This window comes from Pseudomonas frederiksbergensis, from assembly GCF_003732665.1.
Lineage (GTDB): Bacteria > Pseudomonadota > Gammaproteobacteria > Pseudomonadales > Pseudomonadaceae > Aquipseudomonas > Aquipseudomonas frederiksbergensis_G.
In genome coordinates, this window is sequence record NZ_MOBP01000012.1 from 523,123 (window position 1) to 545,312 (window position 22,190).

19 protein-coding genes and 2 pseudogenes are annotated in these 22,190 nt (G+C 54.2%); 8 read left to right on the forward strand and 13 right to left on the reverse strand.

The window, feature by feature from the left end; genetic code table 11:
- Nucleotides 1-153 precede the first annotated feature (153 nt).
- The 4 genes and pseudogenes from BK665_RS19605 to BK665_RS19625 all read right to left on the reverse strand — a co-directional run bounded on the left by BK665_RS19605 (nucleotide 154) and on the right by BK665_RS19625 (nucleotide 5,330).
- A complete protein-coding gene (locus BK665_RS19605) occupies nucleotides 154-1,584 on the reverse strand; it encodes an IS1182 family transposase (RefSeq protein ID WP_123408284.1) in 1,431 nt (476 codons plus the stop codon).
- Between the two features lie 176 nt (nucleotides 1,585-1,760).
- A complete protein-coding gene (locus BK665_RS19610; RefSeq protein ID WP_311198553.1) occupies nucleotides 1,761-3,026 on the reverse strand; it encodes a PrpF domain-containing protein in 1,266 nt (421 codons plus the stop codon).
- Between the two features lie 20 nt (nucleotides 3,027-3,046).
- Nucleotides 3,047-3,902, reverse strand: a pseudogene (tnpC, locus tag BK665_RS19615) (IS66 family transposase); the annotation flags it as partial.
- Between the two features lie 714 nt (nucleotides 3,903-4,616).
- On the reverse strand, nucleotides 4,617-5,330 hold the full coding sequence (locus BK665_RS19625) for a hypothetical protein (protein ID WP_123408287.1): 714 nt from the start codon (nucleotides 5,328-5,330) through the stop codon (nucleotides 4,617-4,619).
- 950 nt (nucleotides 5,331-6,280) lie between these two features.
- On the opposite strand from BK665_RS19625, the gene BK665_RS19635 reads away from it, so the two are divergent.
- Entirely contained in the window at nucleotides 6,281-6,802 is a 522-nt protein-coding gene (locus BK665_RS19635) for a hypothetical protein (RefSeq protein ID WP_148053239.1), read from the forward strand.
- Between the two features lie 287 nt (nucleotides 6,803-7,089).
- Nucleotides 7,090-7,338 (forward strand): hypothetical protein, encoded by a 249-nt coding sequence (locus BK665_RS19640; protein ID WP_123408290.1) that lies wholly within the window; start codon nucleotides 7,090-7,092, stop codon nucleotides 7,336-7,338.
- A gap of 400 nt (nucleotides 7,339-7,738) precedes the next feature.
- On the opposite strand, the gene BK665_RS19650 is transcribed toward BK665_RS19640, so the two are convergent.
- The 4 genes from BK665_RS19650 to BK665_RS19665 all read right to left on the reverse strand — a co-directional run bounded on the left by BK665_RS19650 (nucleotide 7,739) and on the right by BK665_RS19665 (nucleotide 12,449).
- Nucleotides 7,739-9,124, reverse strand: a complete 1,386-nt coding sequence (locus BK665_RS19650) for a GntP family permease (RefSeq protein WP_123408292.1) — start codon at nucleotides 9,122-9,124, stop codon at nucleotides 7,739-7,741.
- Between the two features lie 294 nt (nucleotides 9,125-9,418).
- Nucleotides 9,419-10,264, reverse strand: a complete 846-nt coding sequence (locus BK665_RS19655; RefSeq protein ID WP_123408293.1) for an amidohydrolase family protein — start codon at nucleotides 10,262-10,264, stop codon at nucleotides 9,419-9,421.
- Between the two features lie 28 nt (nucleotides 10,265-10,292).
- Complete coding sequence (locus tag BK665_RS19660) at nucleotides 10,293-11,582, reverse strand: MFS transporter (protein ID WP_123408294.1); 1,290 nt, start codon at nucleotides 11,580-11,582, stop codon at nucleotides 10,293-10,295.
- Between the two features lie 135 nt (nucleotides 11,583-11,717).
- A complete protein-coding gene (locus BK665_RS19665) occupies nucleotides 11,718-12,449 on the reverse strand; it encodes a GntR family transcriptional regulator (protein ID WP_123408295.1) in 732 nt (243 codons plus the stop codon).
- Between the two features lie 371 nt (nucleotides 12,450-12,820).
- Here BK665_RS19665 and BK665_RS19670 point away from each other — a divergent pair.
- Nucleotides 12,821-13,025, forward strand: a pseudogene (locus BK665_RS19670) (hypothetical protein).
- 46 nt (nucleotides 13,026-13,071) lie between these two features.
- Here the strand turns inward: BK665_RS19670 and BK665_RS19675 are convergent.
- Nucleotides 13,072-13,644 carry a TetR/AcrR family transcriptional regulator gene (locus tag BK665_RS19675; RefSeq protein WP_123408296.1) on the reverse strand — a complete coding sequence of 191 codons (573 nt, stop codon included), beginning with the start codon at nucleotides 13,642-13,644 and terminating at the stop codon, nucleotides 13,072-13,074.
- 180 nt (nucleotides 13,645-13,824) lie between these two features.
- On the opposite strand from BK665_RS19675, the gene BK665_RS19680 reads away from it, so the two are divergent.
- Nucleotides 13,825-14,481: a glutathione S-transferase gene (locus BK665_RS19680; RefSeq protein ID WP_185076587.1), complete on the forward strand. Its 657-nt coding sequence runs from the start codon at nucleotides 13,825-13,827 to the stop codon at nucleotides 14,479-14,481.
- 416 nt (nucleotides 14,482-14,897) lie between these two features.
- Here the strand turns inward: BK665_RS19680 and BK665_RS19685 are convergent, their stop codons facing one another.
- The gene (locus tag BK665_RS19685; protein WP_123408298.1) at nucleotides 14,898-15,797 is read right to left on the reverse strand and encodes a LysR family transcriptional regulator; all 900 of its coding nucleotides are present in this window, start codon (nucleotides 15,795-15,797) and stop codon (nucleotides 14,898-14,900) included.
- Nucleotides 15,798-15,919: 122 nt separating this feature from the next.
- Between BK665_RS19685 and BK665_RS19690 the strand changes: the two genes are divergently transcribed.
- Both BK665_RS19690 and BK665_RS19695 read left to right on the forward strand, forming a co-directional pair.
- Complete coding sequence (locus BK665_RS19690; RefSeq protein WP_123408299.1) at nucleotides 15,920-16,528, forward strand: FMN-dependent NADH-azoreductase; 609 nt, start codon at nucleotides 15,920-15,922, stop codon at nucleotides 16,526-16,528.
- Between the two features lie 39 nt (nucleotides 16,529-16,567).
- A complete protein-coding gene (locus tag BK665_RS19695; RefSeq protein WP_123408300.1) occupies nucleotides 16,568-17,155 on the forward strand; it encodes an NADPH-dependent F420 reductase in 588 nt (195 codons plus the stop codon).
- A gap of 417 nt (nucleotides 17,156-17,572) precedes the next feature.
- Here the strand turns inward: BK665_RS19695 and BK665_RS19700 are convergent, their stop codons facing one another.
- Nucleotides 17,573-18,796: a diaminopropionate ammonia-lyase gene (locus BK665_RS19700; protein WP_123408301.1), complete on the reverse strand. Its 1,224-nt coding sequence runs from the start codon at nucleotides 18,794-18,796 to the stop codon at nucleotides 17,573-17,575.
- Nucleotides 18,797-18,873: 77 nt separating this feature from the next.
- Nucleotides 18,874-20,124, reverse strand: a complete 1,251-nt coding sequence (locus BK665_RS19705) for a Zn-dependent hydrolase (RefSeq protein ID WP_123408302.1) — start codon at nucleotides 20,122-20,124, stop codon at nucleotides 18,874-18,876.
- A 163-nt stretch (nucleotides 20,125-20,287) separates the two neighbouring features.
- Here BK665_RS19705 and BK665_RS19710 point away from each other — a divergent pair, with 163 nt between their 5' ends.
- Nucleotides 20,288-20,752, forward strand: a complete 465-nt coding sequence (locus BK665_RS19710) for an Lrp/AsnC family transcriptional regulator (RefSeq protein ID WP_123408303.1) — start codon at nucleotides 20,288-20,290, stop codon at nucleotides 20,750-20,752.
- A gap of 454 nt (nucleotides 20,753-21,206) precedes the next feature.
- Here BK665_RS19710 and BK665_RS19715 read toward each other — a convergent pair whose 3' ends face one another.
- Entirely contained in the window at nucleotides 21,207-21,572 is a 366-nt protein-coding gene (locus tag BK665_RS19715) for a histone-like nucleoid-structuring protein, MvaT/MvaU family (RefSeq protein WP_123408304.1), read from the reverse strand.
- Between the two features lie 199 nt (nucleotides 21,573-21,771).
- Here BK665_RS19715 and BK665_RS19720 point away from each other — a divergent pair, with 199 nt between their 5' ends.
- Nucleotides 21,772-22,113: a hypothetical protein gene (locus BK665_RS19720; protein WP_123408305.1), complete on the forward strand. Its 342-nt coding sequence runs from the start codon at nucleotides 21,772-21,774 to the stop codon at nucleotides 22,111-22,113.
- The last annotated feature ends 77 nt before the right edge of the window (nucleotides 22,114-22,190 follow it).

Consider the following 22,190-nt stretch of genomic DNA (forward strand, 5'->3'; position numbering starts at 1 on the left):
AGTGTGTAAAAACGCTATCTGGCATCGTCGGCGCGGAGCGCCGACGGCTGTTCGGTGACGGAAATGCACCTGAAGCTCCATGGTCGATCAGTGTAGGCCTGGAGCCCACCAGCAAGGCTTCCCAGCTTGTTGGAGGGGCCAAAGCCGACCTTTTCAGGCCGACAGCGCCTTCATCAAGCCGTTAGCATCAAGGATTTTCATTACTCGCTTCAAGTTATAGGCGAGCACGTTCAAGCTCATCTCGGCGCTTACCCCGTTGAGCTTTCGCGTCAAGAAGTGCGTCGCCCCCATCCATTGTTTGAGCGTCCCGAAGGGATGCTCAACCGTCCGTTTTCGGACTCGCATCATCTCTGGTGCTTTGCTCAGCCGACGCTGCATCTCCTCCAATACGTCTTCATGCTCCCAGCGTCGAACTCGTCGTTCCGTGATCGGTGTGCACTGCGATTTCAACGCGCAGCCCTGGCATTTCGAACTCCAGTAACGATGCAATTTCAGGCCTTTTTCAACGTAGGAATAGTGCCAGATCAACGCCTCTCCAGCCGGGCAAATGTATTCGTTTTTTGCCGCGTCATAGATGAAGGCATCGTTATTGAAACGCCCGTCAGCCTTGGCTCCCGAGGTCATCGGCTTGGGCACATAGGCGGTGATGCCTGCATCGTGACAGGCCAGGATTTGTTCGCTTTTGAAGTAACCTCGGTCAGCCACCACCGACAACGTATCTGACGCCATCGCCTCTCGGGCCTGCTTGGCCATCGAGCTGAGTTGGTCGCGGTCAGAGCCGACGTTGGTCACCTCGTGCGCAACGATCAAGTGGTGCTGAGCATCGACCGCTGTCTGCACGTTGTAACCGACGATTCCCGTGCCGCGCGTCATCATGGAGCGGCTGTCTGGATCGGTCAGTGAGACCTGTTTATCCGGCGATTCATTGAGCTGGATTTCGATCGCCTGAAGCGCTTTCATTTGAGTTTTGAGCTTGGCGATTTTCTCTTCCAGCCGCACGGCACTGGGCTCGGAAGTTGTTGGTTCTTGCCGATCGGCAGCATCGAGTGCCGTTAGGTAACGGTTGATGCTCGATTCAATTTCTTCCATTCGCCGCTTTAGCTTGGCGCTGGTGAAATTGCGGTCGCGGTTGTTGACGGCTTTGAATTTACCGCCGTCGATGGCAACCAGATGTTCGCCGAATAATCCCAGCTGCTGGCACAGAACCACGAACTGGCGGTAGACGCCTCGGATGGCCTTGCTGTTGTCCTTTCGGAAGTTGGCGATGGTCTTGAAATCCGGCATCAAACGCCCGGTCAACCACATCAGCTCGATGTTGCGTTGAGCTTCTCGCTCCTGCCGTCGGCTCGACTGAATGCGGTTGAGATAGCCGTAGATGTAGATCTTTAGCAGGATTGCGGGGTGGTAAGCAGGACGACCAGTATCGGCTGGAATTGCACCGTCAATACCCAGATTGACCAGGTCGAGTTCGCCGACAAAGACGTCGACTACGCGCACCGGATTAGTATCGCTGACGTAGTCGTCGAGGCTCTCGGGAAGTAAGGTGCCTTGGCCTCGATGTTCACCTTGGATAAAGCGCTTCATGGGCGATCCCTACGATGAAATCCTCAGAAATCATAGCAAGGGTGCAAGAAAGCGTTTTTAAATACTCTGGGTCAGAAGCAGGCATTTGATAGCCAGTCACCCCGCATCCATCTCAGCATGGTTGCGTTGGTCGCAAGTTGGCTGAGACGGCTTCTACAGGAGTTACCTGATGAGACTCAATCGCCCGCCGACTCCGCTGCCGCGACCGCCATGGCATCAACTAGCTGCGCAGATGCTCTAGAGATGGGAACATAGCCGCGCATCAGGATTTGTGCACTCCGTCTATACGCAGCTGCCCGAACATCAATAGTGTCGCCATCAGTCCTTACACTGACGGTGGTATCCAATTTGCCAGCTGGGTTCTCAATACTCACTTCGATATCCGAATACGAACCCACTGGGCTGCTCACACCAACAGCCACTTCATGCGCGGTCGTCCCCGGAAGCAAGCAAGCGGCAGCAAGACAGCAGCCGCCAGAAACAGCCATCGAAGCGTGGCCTGTCTGAGGCGTGAAATACCGCACCGCAATATGGCCACCGTGGCGCGGGGCGCCCACGATGCACACTTTGGGAATGGTTTCGCTACGTTCCATCTCCGAAACGCTCATCAGCTCGCCATCCCGGCCACGAAGCTGCATCTTGAGACCAGCCTCAATCCAGACTTGCCGTAGCCTGGCCATAAACACGGTGTCGGCCTCAAGTTCTGAAATCGCCTCATGACCCGTTTTGCCAAAGCTGGCCGCATTAGCGATCACCATAGGCACAGCTACATCCACACACGAGACCTTGTGCCCGGCGACACTGTCAATGACTTGGCCTGTTGGCAAAAGAGTGCCGGTCTTGTTGCCTACCGGAGATTGAAGAAACAAATCAACGCGGGGAAACGCGCCTGGAACACCTGGAATCTCGGCGTTCTCAAATCGGCCTAGGGCATCGCGCGACATCCGCGCAACAGTGATGACGCCTGTGTTGGTGTTCTTTATTTCGGCCTCAAAGCCTCCAGTTGCAGGCGCCTCTATCAGCCCAGTGTCAACAGCCCATAGCAGCAGAGCAGAAGACATATTGCCGCAATTCACGCTCCAGTCTATATCGCTATGATCACTGGCCAACTGGGCGAGCGTACTGACGATCTGGCGTCCCGTCGGAGTGTGCTCAACCCGTGCCAAAAACACTTTGTTACTGGTGGCTGGCCCCCTTCCGAGCCCGGTTATCTGACGATTCCCGGACTGATGTCCTGCAAGAGGGACTCCCATGAGGTGGCGCAACAGCTCTGCTCGCAACAATTCGTCACGTGGCAACAAAGGCTCCCAAATCACTACACCTGTCGAAGTGCCACCTCTCATGTAATGCACTGGTAGTTCCATCACACCCGAGTGAATGCGACTGCGAAACCCATCTCGGTCGACTAGTAGCATTGGGGATTTTAACATCGGTACCTCCATAACAATGACGGCCTGCGTGATTAAACCGGTTGCCACTTATGCGGCAGCAACTGATCGATTTCACTCGCCCGCTGCGTCGGCAGGCGCGTGAGAATGTCTTTCAAATAAGCATATGGATCATGCCCGTTGAGCCGCGCCGACTGGATCAAACTCATGATCGCCGCCGCCCGTTTTCCGCTGCGTAGAGCCCCTGAGAAGAGCCAGTTCTTGCTTCCAAGCGCCCATGGTCGGATGTGGTTCTCGCACCAGTTATTATCAATGGGTATGAGCCCATCATCGAGCTAGCGCGATAGCGCTGCCCAGCGTTTCAGGCTGTAATCTAGCGCTCTGCTGATAGCCGAACCTTTGGGCACGAGATCGCGCTGGGCGATCATCAAGGCATGCAGCCTATCCACCACCGGCATGGCTTTTTCTTGCCGTATTCGGTGCCGTAAGTCCGGCTCCAGATCGCGGACTTCGTCGATTTCTTAAAGCAGTTGGATGTAGCGCAAGGACTCTTCGGCCAGCGTACTCTTGTTGGTGGCATGCAGTTCGAGGAATTTGCGCCGCGCATGAGCCATGCAACCGATCTCGGTCACGCCGAGTTCAAAGCTGGCCTTATAGCCGCCAAAATCATCGCAGACCAGCTTGCCCTTCCAGTCTTGCAGGAAGTTGCGAGCATGCTCACCGGCACGACTGGGACTGAAGTCATAAACGACAGCCGCTGTTTCGCAGAACTAGCTGGTGGCGTAGGCCCAGACATAAGAGCGGTGGGTTTCTTCGTGCCCGGAGCGAGCATCTGCACCGATGTTTCATCCGCGTGGACGCCAGCGGCTGCAACTGCACGCGAGTCACGCCAACCAATTGAGCCAAAGTGGAACGAGGGATCGCCAAAACGCCCATACTCACTGGTAAGTGCCGCGACCACATCATCACGCAATGGCTGGTGTGGCCGGGCGTCATAGAGCCGCTGCAGCTTATCTCCCGCAGCATCTACTTTCGCAAAGAAAAAGCCCCAATAGTCACTACTGGCGTCGAGCCACATCTCCATTGCAGCTTCAGGTGACTCTGGATGTTGCATGACCGGCTTCATTGCAGCCTTAAACTCGTCCACATCCTCTGCGATCCAGTCAGAATAATTTCAAAGTTGAGTGCAGACATCCATCAAATAGCTTGCATCGTAGGCTCGCAGTATTTCCCTCGCGACGTAGCTCGTGACCCGAGCCAACACTAAGGCAGTCAGAATGCTGGCCTGCACCGAGCTTGAAATTTCTCGACCTTGCTGAGCCATGGCCTTAAAAGAGTCGTCGAAGTTTTTTACCAGGGCGGCTAGGGCCGGCACAGCCGATCCGCGCGTCCAGTTGATTGCGTTGTCGAGGTTGTGTTCAAGAGCCGCATGGTCACTGACGGAGTTTCTACCTGGGTAATGGAACTGCGTCTGCGAGCTTTCACAAATCTGATAAAGCCAGTAAATTTGCGAAGGTGGTTTTTGATTTGCTTAACTTGACGGCGTAATGACTGGCCAACCCGTTTGAAAAATGTCTTTTTGTAGGAATGTACAGCGACTGTAGGTAAACCCTAAGTCTCCTTCTGATCGCTTTCTGTCTCTCGTTACAGGTAGAAAGCGGCCAGAAGGGACTGTCGAAAACTGCGAAAATTGATCTTTCCCCGTTTTGTTTGATATGTGCTCAATAAAGGATTGGCTAAGATTGCCTTATTGCAACGCTCCTCATAGGCAAAACTCAAACTAGGAGCATTTCGTCCCGGAGCCTCGAAAGTTCCCCAATCCTCATACGGAGGCTGAAGCACAGTACGTAATTGCTCAATCGTAATGTTCTGATCAACTTTTCGCCGCACCTCACTCCTGCAGTGGGTAAGAAACTCTCGCATCTTCTCAGGATATTCTCGGTTGAGGGGCACATGCCATGGCAACCGACTGTCCGTGCCATCGAAAATGCAGAACATACTCAGCTGTTTCTTTTGGCGTCTCACGAAGAGTCGTCGGACGTGTGCACAAAAAATATCAAGGTAGTCTTCTAGTCTCGCCCTCCCTACATAGGCGTGCTGCTGAAGAGTGCTGGTCGTGAGTGAGAAGGTTACAAATCGCGCTTGGCCATCATGGTCAACAACACCTATCCCGTAATGTCCCTCCATTTCGATTTTGCTCCATCCCGGCGAAGTGAAACTGTTGCAATTGCTGTAAGGAAAGACACCGTCATCGTCGTCATCAGAGCGGTCGCTACTGCTGCCCCTGGAACTGTAGTAGGTATCGTTGTTCGGATTCAACTGGTTGGAGCGGTTATCCCGGTCACTATTGCTCGACATTTTTTTCTCCCATTTCTTGGTACTAGCCTGTTGTACACACCGACTTGATTGATCTACAAACCGGCCTATCGACGACTTTAAAGTTAATATGTAAAAACCAAGGCGATTCACTCACTGATAGGCCTCGCTCAGAGATTCGTACTCCCTGAACAAACTCTAAACCAGACAACACCGGCGCAGCCCTTAATATCACTCTCGACTACTTAGTCTTCGGTACGTCGTTATCACGTTTATTACCCGACCTCTTACCGGGTTTCTTGCTGGGCCAGCCAGGCTTATTGGGAGGACTGGGAGCCGGCGTAGGAGAAGTCTTCTTGGACATGATGAGGTACCTTGTCAGATGATGGTGTGTATCGCGCACATCGGCTGATGGTGCGAGTGGTGATCCTCGCCTGATCCAAGTCCGCGCCTGTACCGTCGACCGGAAAACCTTTAGGACGTGACCTTCAAATGGATGAATCCACCTTTCGGAGTCTAGTTCAGGAGGTCAGCCAGGCTATCGCCCCTTTTCCTGACCAACCTGTTCACCTATACCGACCTATCAAATCTTTCAGCCGCTGGTTTCCGTACCGTGCTCCTGGTACCACTCTGATCGGAATGGACATCGTTGCGCAGGCGGTAATGGATTTCGGCATAGAAAAGTCCATCCGAAAGGCGTTGGGTGTGAGCGCCAAGAACTTTGAGAACGTCCGCCGCAGCAATTACTCCAGTTCCCCTACGACTCTGGCAAGTATCCAGCGAAATATGGGACTGTTCCAACTGATAGTGCCAGTGACCCCACTCGGAGAACCGCAAGGCTCCCTAGCACCGGAGGTACGATTCGGATTGAAGATACTGGAGGGCTTACTAGGTGGTGCGACCCACATCTCCAAGATGACTCATCCAAGAAGCTGCCCTGCTGCGGTCACGAGTGCTGCATCACGGCACACGAGTGGGCCGCTCGCGCCCGCTTGGGACTCGACGAACCGACCGCTCGATTGGTAGATCGCCTGCTCAACTTGCTAGTGTCGCTTAGCAAGATCCTCACAGTCTGCGGTGCTGATACAAACCTGCTCCGTGAACCGCTGCAATTCAATCACCCACTGCGGTATTGGATGGAGTGCCTCAAGACCAGCTACAACGTTAATACCTGGGAACACCTAGCTGTGCAGATTCAGCAGAAGCTGGCAGTACGAACTCTAAGGCCAAAAGGCATTTCCGCAGGCAGGCTGCGCAAGTGGGCCTCCAGAGAAATACCTCCGAGGAACATCGTCTACGCCATCATCCAACATAGAAAGGACAAGATCAGCCTTGGGCTCGCCTATCACGTGGCGCGCCTGCATACCCTGACACTGGAGCTCATCAGTGCAGCAAGCGAGTTAGATGAGATCGACCGATGCACACTGCGCGATGCCTTAGCAGCCCGCTATGACCATCTAATCATAACTGAGAATTCGATCATTCCGGCTACTGCCCACAAATCGCCGATCTAGACGTCCGTTCTAGCCGTTTTCTCACTTAAACAGCAGGAAGCTTCAGGCCCAGAGGAAGTCAGTCAACCTTGATCAAAGTTCTTCAATAGCGGTGAAGGCTATCGTTATGTAGCTGCTAAGCGGCCACGCAGGCATTTTAAGGCGTGTCTTTTCACCTCCAATTACTGAGAGGTTAGCGCGAAGTGTTCTAAATATCGGTGGAAAAGCTGCCTAACTGCGGCGAACTGCGCATATAGTGGCTATGTGCTATTTGCGAAATACTTTCGCAAGCTACGGAGCCTTTCGTCATGAAAACCCTCTTACTCGCCCTATTCGTCACCCTTCCGCTCGTCGGCTGTGCAAATGATCCCGCTACCATGGCGCAATGGGCGCAGTTCGCCAACGGCATGGCCGGTGTGGCGAGTCAGCAACAGACTAACCAAGAGGCGGCGTTTTACTACCGGCAAGATCAGCTCGCCCGTGCGCAACAAGCGCAACAGCTACAGCAAATTAGCGATAAAATGCCCCCAAGCCCTAACTCCGCTGGTTGGTGGTAGTCATGTCGTGCCCACTCTTTATCCCCGGTGAACTTGAACAAATTCACACCCAAGTTGCCCAGTTGAGGGCCGAGACGATGCGCCTCAGTGATCAAACCAGCAAGGCTACCGGCGAATCTCCCTTCGTACCGCTTGTACATTTCTGGCAGACGATGGCTTTGGCCTTCTGCTTGGTGTTCACGGTGGGGACGATCACCACTGTTGCGATAAAATATTTTCTCTAGCGCCGTACGGTGAAGTGCAGACCATGCCACCTCGTTTTTGGGAAAGACTTGGATCATATCCGAGGCAATGCCTGAGTCCATATCACCTCATTCACATCAAGCAAAAAGAGCCACGAAGGGTCCTTTTGTACTCAAACTAAAATCACTTGGTCAGCCAGGGCTCAACGGTCGCAGACTCAAATTACCGTGACAGCCGCATTCAATATCAACACCACAATCAAACCGACCACGGCTACGATGGATTGAACCACCGAAATGGTCTTGGTGGCTTCGCCCATAGTCATGCCGAAGGATTCCTTCACCATCCAGAAGCCCGCATGGTTCGCATAGTTGAAGAACAGCGAGCCGCAGCCTATGGACAAGGCAAGCAGAGGCAGGTTGAGGCTGGGATCAGCACCTGCAAGCGGTGCCAGCAAGCCAGCAGCACCAACAATACCTACAGTGGCAGAACCGGTAGATACAGAGAGCAACATCGCGATCAACCAACCCAAGATCAGCGGAGGGAACGCAGACTGCTGAGTCAGGTGCACAATGGCATCGCCCACCTTGGCGCTGGTCAACATCTCCTGAAAGGCACCACCGCCGGCGATGATCATGATGATTGAGGCGATTGGCTTGAGGCTCTTGCCCAGGGATTCGCGCAACTGCCCCGCATCGCCGCCCCGCGCGAGTACCAGACTTGCCCCTGCGAACAGCACGCCTAGGAGCATGGCTATCAGGGGATTGCCCAAGAAACTAGCCATTTTCAGGAACGCATTGCCCTTGGGTAATACCATCTCAGCGACGGCATGAATCAGCATCAGGATCGCCGGTAGCAAGGCTGCCAGCACGCCAAGCCATACGCTGGTGCTTGGTTGATCGTCGGCTTTTTCAGCTAGGGTAAACTGATCTAGCAAAACCTGATCGGGCCGAGTGCTCATGCGCGGCGAAATGAATGCGCCATAAAGCGGGCCGCCTAAAATCATTGCAGGAATAGCCGCAATGAAGCCATAGAGCATTGTGGGCCCAACCGAGGTTTTGAGCGCGGCGATGGCCGTCAAGGGGCCAGGGTGCGGCGGTACCATCCCGTGCATGGCTGCAAGTGCCGCAATCACCGGAACACCCACATACACATACGCTGAACCTTTGAAGCGAGCCTGGCTTTCCAGCTTTCGCGCCACGCTGAATATCAGCGGCAGCATGATCACCAAGCCCACCTCGAAAAACATGGGAATGCCAATTACAAATGCAACCATCATCATGGCCCAAGGAATCATCCGATCCGATGTTCGCCTGAGGATGACCTCGGCGACCTGCTCTGTGACGCCTGCGTCAGCAAGAATTTTGCCTAGCATCGCTCCAAGCGCAATTACGACCCCCACTGCCCCCAGTGTCTTTCCGGCGCCGGTCATCAAGTGGGAGACGATGTTTTCTGGCTCCATACTGGTTGCAAAGCCAACGCCGACGGAAACTACCAGCAAGGCCAGGAGCGGGTGCATTTTGAGACGCGACACGATGAGCGCCACCAGCACCAGGACGCTCACCAATGCGGTCAGTAAGAGGTCTATATCTAAAGGAGTCATGAAAGGATCTCGGTTGGGCTGGCGCTCAAACTGCACTCAGATTTGAAAGAGAAGTTTGAAACCGTAATGCCTGTCTGCGCACGCGATAAACCAAGCATCGTTTGGGTGCTTTCAACTTCGCCATTGGATGACGTGTTCATGGAATCCACTCTCTTGTAATTGGAATAGCTGCTGTTACGCAGAACCTTTCGATGCGGCACGAGAGGTTTGACTGCAACGTCGCACTTCAAACGTTCTGTATGTATTCGTTTAAAGGGTGACATGAATGGTCATCTGCAAATGCAGGCGTAAATTTCAGCTTTCGCCTTTTGCAAAACCGAATAACCTTCGAGGAGCTTGCACTAGCAGCGAATAGCTAACTTGCGTCGAACACTTCAGGGCTTGCAACTGATCGACTACGGTGCTGAAACCGATGCTTTGCTCATGCTGCGTATGCGGCCAGTCGCTGCCCCACACCAACTGGCGAAGGCCGAAACTTTGCTCCAGCAGCGGTAATGCCATTCGAGCGAAATTGATGTTCTGTTGCGGCGTACCTCCCAAACGATAGATTCCCGATACCTTGATCCAGATCGAACCTTTCGATCCCAACTCCAGTAACTCGCAAAACCCGGGCTGATCGACGCCCGAATTGGCATCTGGCCGACCAAAGTGATCAATCACCAACTTCAAACCGAACGGCGTCAATTGATGGATCAGTCCCGGCAGATCCTTTACCTCCCGATGCAACTCGACATGCCAGTCAAGATCAGCAATGTGGCTGAAAAACTCTCTCCAGGCACTGTTACGAAAATCAGGTAACGCCTTACCCATCAGGTTCAAGCGGACGCCGACCACGCCCAGGTAATCCATGTCATTCAACATGGCGCGACTGACGCCTGGTTCCAGCACAACCACGCCTCGCAACTGATCCGGCGCTTGCCTCAACGCCGCCAGCAAGTAGCTATTGTCGGTGCCGAGAAAGCTCGGTTGCACCAATACGCCATGACTCAGACCATGAGCGTGCAAGTGCGTCAGATACTGCTCAAGCGTGGCATCGTAATCAGGGGTATAGCGCCGCGCACCGACCAGATTCAGCTCACGGCTAAACACATGAGCATGGGAGTCGATGCCGGTGATCGGCGTAGAACAGGTGTCAGTCATAGCGTTCATCTATAGAAGGTAAAGGGCATCAGGCCCGCGCACTCTCGTTGCCGTTGACCGTTGCTGGCACCGATGCACTCGAAGCTTCGAGGCTGCGTCCACGGGTTTCCGGCAGACAAAGTGCCGCGATCACCGCCACGCCATAGGCAATCCCTGCGTCGATGCCAATCGCCGACCCCAAGGACATGGAGTCGCTCATGTGACCGACCAGGAACGGGAATACGGCAGAGAGCACCCGGCCAAAGTTGTAGCAGAAACCGACACCGGCACCGCGCACATCCGCTGGATACAGCTCGTTGAACAGTGCGCCAAGGCTCGCGGGAATACCGGCCGCGAAAAAGCCGAGCGGGAACCCCAGGAACAGCATCTGGGTATTGGTCAGCGGCAGGAACACATAACACTGCACCGTGACGACACAGCACAGCGCGAACAGCACGATGTTTTTGCGACGACCAATACGGTCGATCAAAAACCCGCTGACCACGCACCCACACCAGAAGGCGAAGATGATCACCGCTAGGTAGCCGCCAGAGTTCAACACAGACAAGTTGCGCTCGGTCTTGAGAAACGTCGGCAGCCATGTCATCACCGCGTGGTATCCGCCGTGGGCACCCAGGCCCAACAGACCACCGAACAACGTCACGCGGATCAGTTCGGGGCGGAAAATACCAGACAGGGATTTAAAGAAACTTTGCGGTATTGCGTTTTCTTTTTGCAGGCGCTGGAAGCTGTCGGGCTCCTCGACATTTCGGCGTACCCAGATGATGAGGAACGAGGGAAGCAACCCGACAAGGAACATCACACGCCAAGCCATGTCCTGCGGCACAAAGGAGTAAATCAACGTAAACACTCCCACCGCCAGCCCCCAACCCACGGCCCAGGCGCTTTGGACAGTACCCATTACTTTGCCGCGATACTGCGGATTGATAGTTTCGGCCATCAATACAGCACCTGCTGCCCACTCGCCGCCGATACCAAAACCCTGTAGCGCCTTGACGATCAAGAGTTGGTTAAAGCCGGTTACGAATGCGGAGAGAAAAGTAAAAAAGGAGAACCACAAAATCATCCACTGCAACGTGCGCACGCGGCCATACCGGTCGGACAACGTTCCCCCTACCCAACCGCCGATGGCCGACGTGACCAGGGTGACGCCACTGATCAACCCCGCATCGCCCTTGGTCAGGGCGAAAGCGGCGATCAAAGCCGGAATCGCCAAGCCAAACATTTGTACTTCCAGCGCGTCGAGCGACCATCCGCCGAAGCAGGCCCAAAACGTTTTGCGCTCCCGAGGAGTGACTTGGCGATACCAGCTAAACATGATTCTTATCCTTATAGGTGGAACGTGAGGCAGCCGAGAGCGAACCGCGCCGCTACGGGGCCAGTCATGACAATCAAAACAATGAAACCAGCAACGACCGAGCCGTCGCTGAGTGATCCGCTACCCAGGCATGGGTTAGCGAATATCCACGCTGTAGCGAAAGTGCTCGGCATGCCCGCGAGAACGACGCCACTCCAGCGGCGCACCGGCGTAATCGCGCGCTAAGCGTTCGATGACCACCACCGGGCTGTTGACAGGGACTTGCAGCAATCGCGCATGCACGTCATTCACGGATTCGGCAGTGAGCGTTTCTTCGGCATAGGCGACAACCTGCCCGCAGACCTCTTCGTAGATCGGATACAGCAGCGGCCCTTTGTTACTCAGGTCGATTTCTAGCAATGCCTCAAAGCGGTTACGCGGCAGCCAGATTTCTTCTGCGAGCACGGGCTGAACATCAAGAAGACGAACCCGGACTATGCGAATGACCGGCGACTCAACAGGCAGGCCCAACGCCTGGGCCACCGCCGAGGGCGCGGCTACCGGCTCTATGGACAGGATGCGACTTTCCGGCACCTGGCGTTCGCCGGCAGCGGTTTGAAAACGGAAGAAACGAAACAGCGACGATTGAAACTGCGGCCGGCGAATGAAAGTGCCTCGACCTTGCTGTCGCTCCAGGATGCCCTCACTGACCAACGCGTCGACCGCTTTGCGCACGGTGCCAGTGGACAGTTGGTATTCCGCTGAAAGCGCCGCTTCGGTGGGAATGGCCTCTCCCGGGCGCCAGCGATTGTTGGCGATTTGCTCAGCCAAGTGGTCACGCAGGCGTTGGTAAAGTGGCAGGCGAACATCACTGGATAGAGAATTCATCGACTTTATTCACCTTGTTATCTAGTCATCTATATGAATCTTGTGACGAGTATTTCTCCAGACGACTTGGCTGTCAAGGAGGGGCACGGCCCCTTACTGACGAATGGTGAACCATCGCCAAGCAAGCTTACGTCAAGCCAGCTCTGTGATTCGCAATGTCGACTTTCCCAATCCCTTCAAAATCCCAAGCAGATTTTTCTGCAGTGAAATGCCATTAACGAAATGCCATTAACTATGGGCAATAAAAAGGGCCCTTGCGGGCCTTTTTTGTACTCAAACCAAATTCACTTGGTCAGCCAAGACTCGACGGTGTCCGTACTTTCCATCCGTTCTCATGCTGCTACGCTCTCCTCTTCCACGGAGGATTCGCGATGCCAAATTCAGACCTGTTGCCTTCCCTGCTGTTCAAGATCAACGAAAACCAACTCGCCCTAGAAGCGGCAATCATGGAGCTCAAGGGTTGAGCAACGCGGCTCAGCAGAAGTCGCAGGGAATGTTCGCGGTGCGTTGGACACGATCAGCAGGGACGAGGAGTTCATAAACATGACGCTCGAAATGCTGATGACGCCGGAATGATTTCTTCATTACAGGCAGCTGAGGGTTGAAAAGCGGCCATAACGCGTCAGGGCTGCGTTGTCGGAATAAGCCCCGCTTCCCGGTAGCTGAGAATCAGCTCATCGAATAGGCCAATATCGAGCCGAGTCCGGGCAATCAATTGAGCTCCGGCAACGGAGGTGTAAATGGCGCGGGCACGTCGTTCACAGCTTTCTGCGCTGCCCATTCCTGCGTCAGCCAGCACCTCCGTCAGCCACTTCACATTGATGTCTGCAAACGCCTTGACCTCGCGCCTGACCTCCTCGGGCAAGTCTTCATATTCTGCTGCCATGAAGCTGGACAGACACAGCCTGTTGCCGTCTTCCAGCGATGTTCGAAAGATCGACGGGTAGATTTCCAGGCAACGAATCGGATCGGGGTTCGACTCGCGAATCTCTTGCAAAACGCTGGCGGTGTCTTGCCAGTAGCGTGCAGCAACTGCGACGCCAAGGTCGGCCTTGCTCGAAAAGTGGTAATAGATACTCGCGTTTTTGATCCCCACCTCTTCACCGATGCTTCGAAAATTTATGCCGTTGTATCCATGCCTCTGCGCCGCCGTTTTCGCAGCCTCTAAGATGGCTTCCCGCGCGTTCACGCTCACGTTTGTGTCCTCAGGTTGTCCGATTAGGCGAATTCTACTCGCAGCCTTGGCTAACTGCCAACTGGAAGGCAGGTATTGACAACGCAAAAACAAACGCCCAATCTTTGCCTACCAACTGACAGGCAGGTAATTATTATGAACTCTTCAAAACCGCAGTTAGACGCAGCCACGCTCCCTATGATGAAAATCCACGATTGGTTCGATGGCCCCTACCCCGCTCGCGTGCGCATCGCTTTGGCAGAAAAAGGCATGCTTTCCCGAATCGAATTTGTATCGGTCAACCTCTGGACAGGCGAACACAAGAAACCGGAGTTTCTGGCCATCAATTACTCCGGAACGCTACCCGTACTGGAGTTGAATGAAGGAACGTTCATTGCGGAGTGCATGGCCATTACTCAGTACCTGGACGCACTGGATGGTAGCCCCACCCTTACTGGGCAAACGCCTGTAGAGAAGGGCTTCATCCACATGATGACCAAGCGTGCTGAAATCGAGTTTCTCGATGCAGTCAGCGTGTACTTCCATCACGCTACCCCGGGCCTTGGGCCGCAGGTTGAGCTTTATCAAAACGCCGAATGGGGTGGCCGCATGCGCGACAAGGCGGTCAGGGGCATGCACTATTTCGATAGCCTACTCAAACATCAGCCCTTTGTTGCCGGTGACAAGTTTTCGATGGCCGATATTGCGGTTCTGGGGGGCATGATTTTCGCTTCGCTGGTCAAACTCCACGTGCCTGATGAATGTGACGCGTTGCGGGCATGGCACGCCAGGATGCAAGAAAGACCGAGCGTGCAGGAATGGCGAGCGATGGTTGAGCGTGGCGCGCCGCAAAGTTGAGGGTAACGTGCATCTGCCATCCCTGACCCGGATGGCGGATGCAGTTCAGTACGAACTGATAAGGCGCTTCGGCTACATTTTGAATGGTTGGGTGACTGGCAGCTTTCGGCCAATAGCTCGGTTAAAGTGCACGACTTAGTCTTGTCGTTGCCATCCGGACAGAGCCTGAAAGTTCTAAAAACCCGCCAAACTGGGTCAGTGATATTCAGCTGCTGGCTCAATTCGGCGTCGGAGCAAACACAGCGGCTCTACAAAGGCCACGTTGACACCCGAAAACCTTGCGCACGTCTATGGGTTCGATTGCAGCGCGCTGATGGTCGACGCAGGTGCACTCACAGCAATCTATCCAGTGTCAGTACTTAAGCAAGCGAGCAGGATTAGTGGTTTTACATGCTTTCGATTTTTTCGCAAAAACACTAACCAATAGGACTGATCTTGATACGATCAATCAACCACCGCCCAGCAGGCCCTGGAAATGTGCTGGTTGCATGAACCGCTGAAATATCGATCTTTACCCCCTCCCTGGGAATGCTCTCGACGTCCAGCATCACCAAGCTGCCCGCCGCCAAATCTTGCTCGATCATGTGCAACGGCATACTGCCCCAACCCACACCATCTTTCAGAAAAGCATACTTGGTTGAAAGATCGGCCAAACGCCAAGTCAGTGGCGACATCACGCCATAATCCTGTCCTGCCAACATTTCCGAGCGATCGGTTAAAACCAACTGAATATGCGTGGACAGTTCGCGCTTGGAGATTTTGCCACTGAGTCGTGACAACGGATGGTCGACGGCGGCTACCATCACCAGGGAGAACTCGCCAATGCGCTCGCTGGACAGGGTGGGGAAATTGATGGGCAACGATGCAAGGATGCCCAGGCTGCAACGGCCATCCAATATAGGCTGATAGCCAGCGCCAAGGCCTTCGACGAACATTTTTAGACGGGTCAGCGGGAAGCGCTCGGCAAACTCTTTGACCACCGCCGTAATCGCCGAGGTGGGGAAGAACACATCCACCACCACCGACAATTCCGGTTCAAGCCCAGAAGCCATGAGCTTGGCGCGCGCCTTCAGGGTGTCCACGCCAGAGACGATGTTGCGCGCATCCGTTAGCAACAGTGCACCTTGCGGCGTTAGTTTCGGAAAACGTCCGGAGCGGTCGAACAGCACGACGCCGATCTGATCCTCCAGACCTCCGACCCAGCAACTCACCGCCGACTGCACTCTATTGAGTTTTCTGGCCGCCGCCGAAAAGCTGCCTTCATCCACCGCTGTGATGAAGGTTCTGAGCTGATCAAGTGATACGCCGTCGAGCATTGCACCTCCGCACCATCTCAAATATAGATACTGCCCATCTCAATATACCGTCTTTTCAGATGTACTAAAGAGCCTCATCTTCTCGTGGACGCTTTAACCCACACGACAAAGGTGACTTAGCCATGCAAATTCTCCACCTAGATTCCAGCATTTTGGGCGCAGCTTCGGTCAGCCGCATCCTGTCTTCCAACATCGTCGCGCGCCTGGTAGCTCTGCACCCTGGAAGTACCGTGATCTACAGGGATCTCGCGCGCGATCCTGCCTTGCATCTTTCCAGTGAACATCTTGCAGCCTGGCAGGGCGCCGGGGCCGCAGATGCCAAGCTTACGGAAGACCTCTTCAAGGGCAGCGCTTATCTGGAAGAACTGCAGGAGTCGCAGATCGTTGTCATCGGTACACCAATGTACAACCTCACAATCCCTACACCGCTCAAGGCGTGGATCGACCGCATCGCGCTAGTGGGCAAAACCTTTCACTACACCGCCAATGGCCCTGAAGGCTTGTTGAAAAATAAGCAGGCTTACATCGCCTCATCTCGCGGTGGCATGTACTCCCCGGGGAGCCCTGCCGCTCCTCTTGAGCATCAGGAAAGCTATCTGATCGGTCTGCTGGGCTTCCTCGGCATCAGTGAACCTAAGGTCATCCGAGCAGAAGGCCTAGCTATTAGTGCACAGGTCAAAGACGCCGCTATCGCCCGCGCACTTGAAGACGTTGCCGCCATCAGCGCGTGATGACCTCCCCTACCTTCCATCTTTACTGAGGCTTAAGAAATGACTTATTCAATCATCGGTTCCGGCAAAGTAGGCAGCGCCCTCGCCCGCCAATTCGCGCGAAGCGGCATTCCGGTCGGAATTGCCAACACTCGTGGCACACAAAGTCTCGCCGCGCTCGTCAACGAACTGGGCGAAGGTATCGTCGCGCAGTCCCTTGAACAGGCCTTAGGTGCCGACATCGTGATTCTGGCAATCCCTTTCAGCGCTCATCGGGACATCGCCGAGAAGATCGCTGACTGGAACAACAAGATCGTCATAGACGCGATGAACACGTATGGCGTGCCACTCGAAGAGCTGGGCGGCCGAGCCTCGACAGATGTCATTGCCAGCGCGTTCGTCGGCGCCAGGGTGGTGAAAACCTTCAACCAGCTACCCGCAGCACTGCTAGCCAAGGATCCTGCGCAAGAGGGAGGAAAGAGAGTGATATTTGTATGGAGCCGAGATCTGGATGCCAACACGAGCGTTACCCAACTGGTTGATCAGTTGGGCTTCGCCCCGATATCACTTGGCACGATCGATGAAGGCGGAAAGCTGTTGGGATTGGGCGGCCCGCTCATACTTCAAAACATCATCAGATATCAGTAATTCGACGGCTGCGGTTCATGTGACGTGAGCAAACAGCGTGTGAGGTTGCGCTTCACCTGAGGAGGTAGGTAAAGACAGTTGCTCGATAGAAGGGTCTGCTACATACCGGAGTCATGAGTTCCACTAACTTTGAATAGGTTGTGGTTTCACGCATATCAATGCTTGGCATCATAAAAAAGGCCCTCGAAGGGCCCTTTTGTACTCAAACAGAGATCACTTGCTCAGCCAAGACTCGACGGTGTTAGTACTTTCCATCCGTTCTCATGCTGCTACGCTCTCCTCTTCCACGGAGGAATCACAATGTCGAACGCAGACCTGCTCCCTTCCCTGCTATTCAAGATCATGGAATCGCCGATTGTTTTTTGTGTGGAGCCGCCAGGGGCTGATTCCTACTCTTAGGTGTAGGTACAAATATGATCAGCCTCCGGGTGCCCAAGCCTTCTGGCGTCCAAGGACGGATGCATCGGTCTCGCCCAGCAGATCGGAGTAGACACTTGGGGCAGTAGCCCCCTCCGTGCTGATGAGCAGGACACTGGAATTGGAGTTAATACCCAGGTCTGCCGCCGCGCTATCTCCTTTGACCAACCGGATAAGACCGGCCAGACCAGCGACACTGGATTCACCCGCAACCAGCGGGATATCCCGAGCGCTGCCGGCAGCGAGGCGACGCATTGCCGCTACGGCTTCGTCGTCCTGGATGGTCATGAAAAAATCGATACTGGACTCTAGGAAACGCCAAGCCAGAGGAGAGGTTTCGCCACATGCCAGACCGGCCATGACCGAGTCCACCGAGCCCGTTGCCTTGGCCGGTTTACCTTGGAGCGCGCTTTGGTACAAGCAGTCAGCCTGCACGGGTTCAACCATGACGAAAGTCGGGCGAGCTTCGCCATACTGTTCCCACAGGTAGCTCACAATTCCAGCTGCCAGACCACCGACACCACCTTGAAGGAAGACATGTGTGAAGGCAGGTTTTGCTGCATCACCTGCCGTCGCCTCAATAATCTCAGCCGCAATGGTTCCGTAACCCTGCATGACATCGCGCGGGATCACTTCATAACCTTCATAGGAGGTATCGGAGACGACAGTCCAATCGTTGGTTGCGGCCAGCGAGGCCGCTTGCTCGACCGACTCGTCATAGTTACCTTGGATACGGATGATCTTCGCGCCGTAGGCCGCGATGGCATCCTCGCGCTCGATACTGACATTCGCATGCAACACGATGACGCAACGGCAACCAATACTTTGAGCAGCAGCTGCCAGACCTTTACCGTGGTTCCCATCGGTGGCGCTGATCACGGTGAAGTCCGCCAAGGCATCAGCGTACTGACCCTCCAACAGCCCATGGGGATCGAAGTGCTGCTCAGGGAAATGCCGAAGGATGAGGAGAACCAATGCAATTGGGGCACCCAGCGCTTTGAAGCTTCCCAGCACCGAACGCACGGACTCATCTTTGATAAAAATTTGAGCTACTCCAAGCTCTTCAGCCAGGTCAGGCAGAGAGTACAGTGGGGTTGCTCCAGCGTTCAGTCGAGACCACTGAGACAGCCACGGGCGGCTCTCGTTGGCCTTGGCGATGCTCATGATCGATTTCAGAGATTCTGGATACGGCAGGCGGCTGGCCTTGGGGTTAACAATAAACATTCGGCGCTCCTTTCTACAGGTAACAGGAAGCCCATACCGCTGAAGCTGACCTCAGCAGGCTGGAGTAAATAGGGGAATCAGGAATCGGTGAGGCGACGGCTCACCACGTCGAGCAGTACCTGCGCGCCCTGGATCAACTGGTCATCGTCGGTATGCTCACGAGGGTTGTGACTGATACCGCCACGGCTGGGCACGAAGATCATTGCAGCCGGCGCCACGCGGGCGATCATCTGCGCATCATGACCCGCGCCCGACGTCATCCGACGATGGCTGAAGCCAAACCGCTTGGCAGACGCTTCTATTTCATCGGCAAGTTCTGCGTTAAAAATAACGGGTTCGAATCGAACAAGGCGTTCAGTGGTGATGGTCACACCTTCCTGCTCAGCCAGGTTGGCAAGGTACGTGCTCAGCCTATTTTCCGCACTGACCAGCATTTCCTCATCCGGGTCGCGCAGGTCAACGGTGAAGGTCGCCTTACGCGGGATAACATTGATCAAGTTCGGCTCGAACTTCATGCAGCCTGCGGTGGCGAGCGTCGAGCCCGCGTCCTCGGCAATCGCGCGGAGCTCGGCAACAATTGAGCTAGCCACAAAGCCCGCATCATGCCGTAAGTGAGTCGGCGTCGTGCCTGCGTGGTTAGCATTGCCTCGAACTTCGACTTGCTGCCAGGAAATGCCCTGCAGGTTCTCCACTACACCGATCAAGGTGTTTTCGGCTTCGAGAATTGGCCCCTGCTCGATGTGCAACTCGATATACTCATGAGGAATGATTGCCCCTGGTTCAAGAGTACCTGCATAACCGATGCGCTTGAGTTCGTCCCCAAGGCGCGTGCCATCCGTGCCAATAGTGTTTAATGCCGCGTCCACCGCCATACCCCCGGCGAATACAAGCGAACCCATCATATCTGGCTGATAGCGCACACCCTCTTCGTTGGTGAACGCGCCCACCGTGATAGAGCGCTGAGGTGTAATACCTGCGTCACAGAATGCTCGAATGACGGCCAAGCCAGCCAACACTCCATAGCAGCCATCCAGAGCCCCGGCGTTGATCACGGTATCAATGTGCGATCCAATCATCAGCGGGCATAGATCGACGGAATCGCCGGCTGATCGTAAGGTGCCGAAGATATTCCCGATACGGTCAACCTGCACCTCCAGACCCAGCTCATGCATCCAACCGACCAACAAGTCGCGCCCAGCTTTTTCAGAGTCTGACAGCGCAATACGGGTTCTTCCTCCCTGTTCTGAATCCGCACCCAAGCACCCAAGCGCCTGGATTTGCTCCAGAAGCAATGAACCGTTCAACTGCAGTGCGCTCGTCGTGTACATCGGAATCTCCCGTTAATCAGCAAATCATCCCGCCAGCCGATCGTTTTATCGTAGATAAATTCTATTAGCTTCCAACGCATGAAAAACTTGATTTAAGGGCCCATTGTGAACTTTCATTACATCTTAACGGCGATTTGCGCCGGATAATTACGGATGCATGTCCATGAGCCTCGACCACTTTGACCTGGCCCTGCTCGACGCAGTACAACGCGATGCAGGTATCTCGCAGCTCGACCTAGGGGAAAAGGTCAACCTCTCTTCTGCTGCTGTGAACAGGCGTCTGAAAAAAATGGCTGCGGAAGGTGTCATACAGGGCACCGTCGCGCGGATTAACGCTGATGCGCTGGGTTACACCCTAACGGTAATCACGGAGGTTGAGGTCGAGACCGAACGACTCGACTTGTTGGACGACATGAAGAGGGCTTTTCTCGCCTGCCCGCAAGTCCAGCAATGCTATTACGTCGCAGGTGAATGCGATTTCGTCCTTATTATGCTGGTACAGAACATGGAGCAATATACGAACATCACGCGGGAGTTATTTTTTGAGAATAACAATGTTAAGAAATTCAAAACTCTTGTATCCATGAGCAATGTGAAAACCGGAACCTGCATACCTATTTTAGATTGAACATCAACTCCAGGCGCTTGAAATTGCTGGCGGTAAGCAGCTCAGTGCATTTGTCGGGCTAGCAGCGACCAGATTCAATCGCTCGAAATCCGTTCTAGAGTTCAAGAATCAGATCCTGAACATCCTCCAAGCCGATCTGCAGACGCGAGGACTCACCGCCCGACTGCCGATATCAACACATGGATGGAGGTGCATAGGAAATTTTGTATTTGTCGATCCAGCTCATCGCTCATTACGGGGATACCCTCCCCTATCGGACACACAGTCGACACTGAAAGCTGAGCCTTTTGGAATCCTCCAACCATAGCAATAGCCGCGCTATGAATTCACCTCGCCCCCAAACGCTCGTCAATGAGCCGGACGCTCCGTTGCAAAGCCCGTCATCGACGTTCTAGGAAAAAAATAGACGCTAACAGAAGGGGACTTAGCGGCCCCTTTTGTACTCAAACCAAAATCACTTGCTCAGCCAAGACTCAACGGTCGCGGAGCCGTGCTCAGCTTTCCATTCCTTCAGAGTTTTGTGATTGCCACCTTTGGTTTCGACGACTTCGCCGGTGTGAGGATTTTTGTAAATCTTCACTTGGCGGGGCTTGCGAGTGCCAGCTTTGGACTCAGCAGCTGGAGCGCGGCGACTAGCTTGAGGATCAAGCAAATTGACCACGTCTTTCAAGCTGTAGCCGTATTTGGCAAGCAAGGCACGAAGCTTTGTTTCGAATTCGATTTCAGCCTTCAAACCCGCATCACCTTTTAAGGCTTCGAGCGCTTGGAGTTGCTCGGCCAGGTGTTTCTCGAGTTGACGGAATTCTGCGAGCTTGGACATTGGGAGTTCTCTATGTAATTAGTCTCCTAACAATACACCAAAAACTGCAATTTGCATTTTAGCGTTAGCGGCCCATTCGCCTTTCGACCGATAAATTGAATCAGCGCGCCGGCACATGGTCACGTGTGGAGGAATGAGACGAGAAGCGTCTGCTATTAAGAGCGTTACTACCTTACAAAGGCATCATGGAGATTCAAAGATGAATTCAACAACACCTGATGGCCGCTACTTCGTAGTCAAAGGGCAGTTGTGGCGTTGCAGTAATCCATTGCTGAAAGAAGATGTTCGACAACGCCTCGTCAATGAACTCATGGCAGCACGACGTGCAGTAAAGGCAGCAAAAGCTTCCGTCGCTTCAGGACAGTTGTCGGTGGCAAGAGCACAGGTGCAGAAGAACAAGGTGGCGCTCGGTGAGCGCGGGCCTGTTTGGTGGGACGATGGCAGTCCTGATTTCAATAGATATTTCGTCGCCAACACACCTTATGCTGACTGGTATTTCTCATTGGCTGCCACAAACTCCAGCACACCAACAAGAAAATAAGCTGGGCAAACGAATTTGAGAAGCGCCCCACCGCAGTGCGTTTTGTTTATAGATACCTGCACGATTGGGAAGCCCCA

Bases quoted from the DNA above. Each gene is read 5' to 3' on its own strand.
- BK665_RS19605 (WP_123408284.1), bottom strand. From the start codon at position 1,584: ATGAAGCGCTTTATCCAAGGTGAACATCGAGGCCAAGGCACCTTACTT.
- BK665_RS19610 (WP_311198553.1), bottom strand. From the start codon at position 3,026: ATGGAGGTACCGATGTTAAAATCCCCAATGCTACTAGTCGACCGAGAT.
- BK665_RS19625 (WP_123408287.1), bottom strand. From the start codon at position 5,330: ATGTCGAGCAATAGTGACCGGGATAACCGCTCCAACCAGTTGAATCCG.
- BK665_RS19640 (WP_123408290.1), top strand. From the start codon at position 7,090: ATGAAAACCCTCTTACTCGCCCTATTCGTCACCCTTCCGCTCGTCGGC.
- BK665_RS19650 (WP_123408292.1), bottom strand. From the start codon at position 9,124: ATGACTCCTTTAGATATAGACCTCTTACTGACCGCATTGGTGAGCGTC.
- BK665_RS19655 (WP_123408293.1), bottom strand. From the start codon at position 10,264: ATGACTGACACCTGTTCTACGCCGATCACCGGCATCGACTCCCATGCT.
- BK665_RS19660 (WP_123408294.1), bottom strand. From the start codon at position 11,582: ATGTTTAGCTGGTATCGCCAAGTCACTCCTCGGGAGCGCAAAACGTTT.
- BK665_RS19665 (WP_123408295.1), bottom strand. From the start codon at position 12,449: ATGAATTCTCTATCCAGTGATGTTCGCCTGCCACTTTACCAACGCCTG.
- BK665_RS19680 (WP_185076587.1), top strand. From the start codon at position 13,825: ATGAAAATCCACGATTGGTTCGATGGCCCCTACCCCGCTCGCGTGCGC.
- BK665_RS19685 (WP_123408298.1), bottom strand. From the start codon at position 15,797: ATGCTCGACGGCGTATCACTTGATCAGCTCAGAACCTTCATCACAGCG.
- BK665_RS19690 (WP_123408299.1), top strand. From the start codon at position 15,920: ATGCAAATTCTCCACCTAGATTCCAGCATTTTGGGCGCAGCTTCGGTC.
- BK665_RS19695 (WP_123408300.1), top strand. From the start codon at position 16,568: ATGACTTATTCAATCATCGGTTCCGGCAAAGTAGGCAGCGCCCTCGCC.
- BK665_RS19700 (WP_123408301.1), bottom strand. From the start codon at position 18,796: ATGTTTATTGTTAACCCCAAGGCCAGCCGCCTGCCGTATCCAGAATCT.
- BK665_RS19705 (WP_123408302.1), bottom strand. From the start codon at position 20,124: ATGTACACGACGAGCGCACTGCAGTTGAACGGTTCATTGCTTCTGGAG.
- BK665_RS19710 (WP_123408303.1), top strand. From the start codon at position 20,288: ATGAGCCTCGACCACTTTGACCTGGCCCTGCTCGACGCAGTACAACGC.
- BK665_RS19715 (WP_123408304.1), bottom strand. From the start codon at position 21,572: ATGTCCAAGCTCGCAGAATTCCGTCAACTCGAGAAACACCTGGCCGAG.
- BK665_RS19720 (WP_123408305.1), top strand. From the start codon at position 21,772: ATGAATTCAACAACACCTGATGGCCGCTACTTCGTAGTCAAAGGGCAG.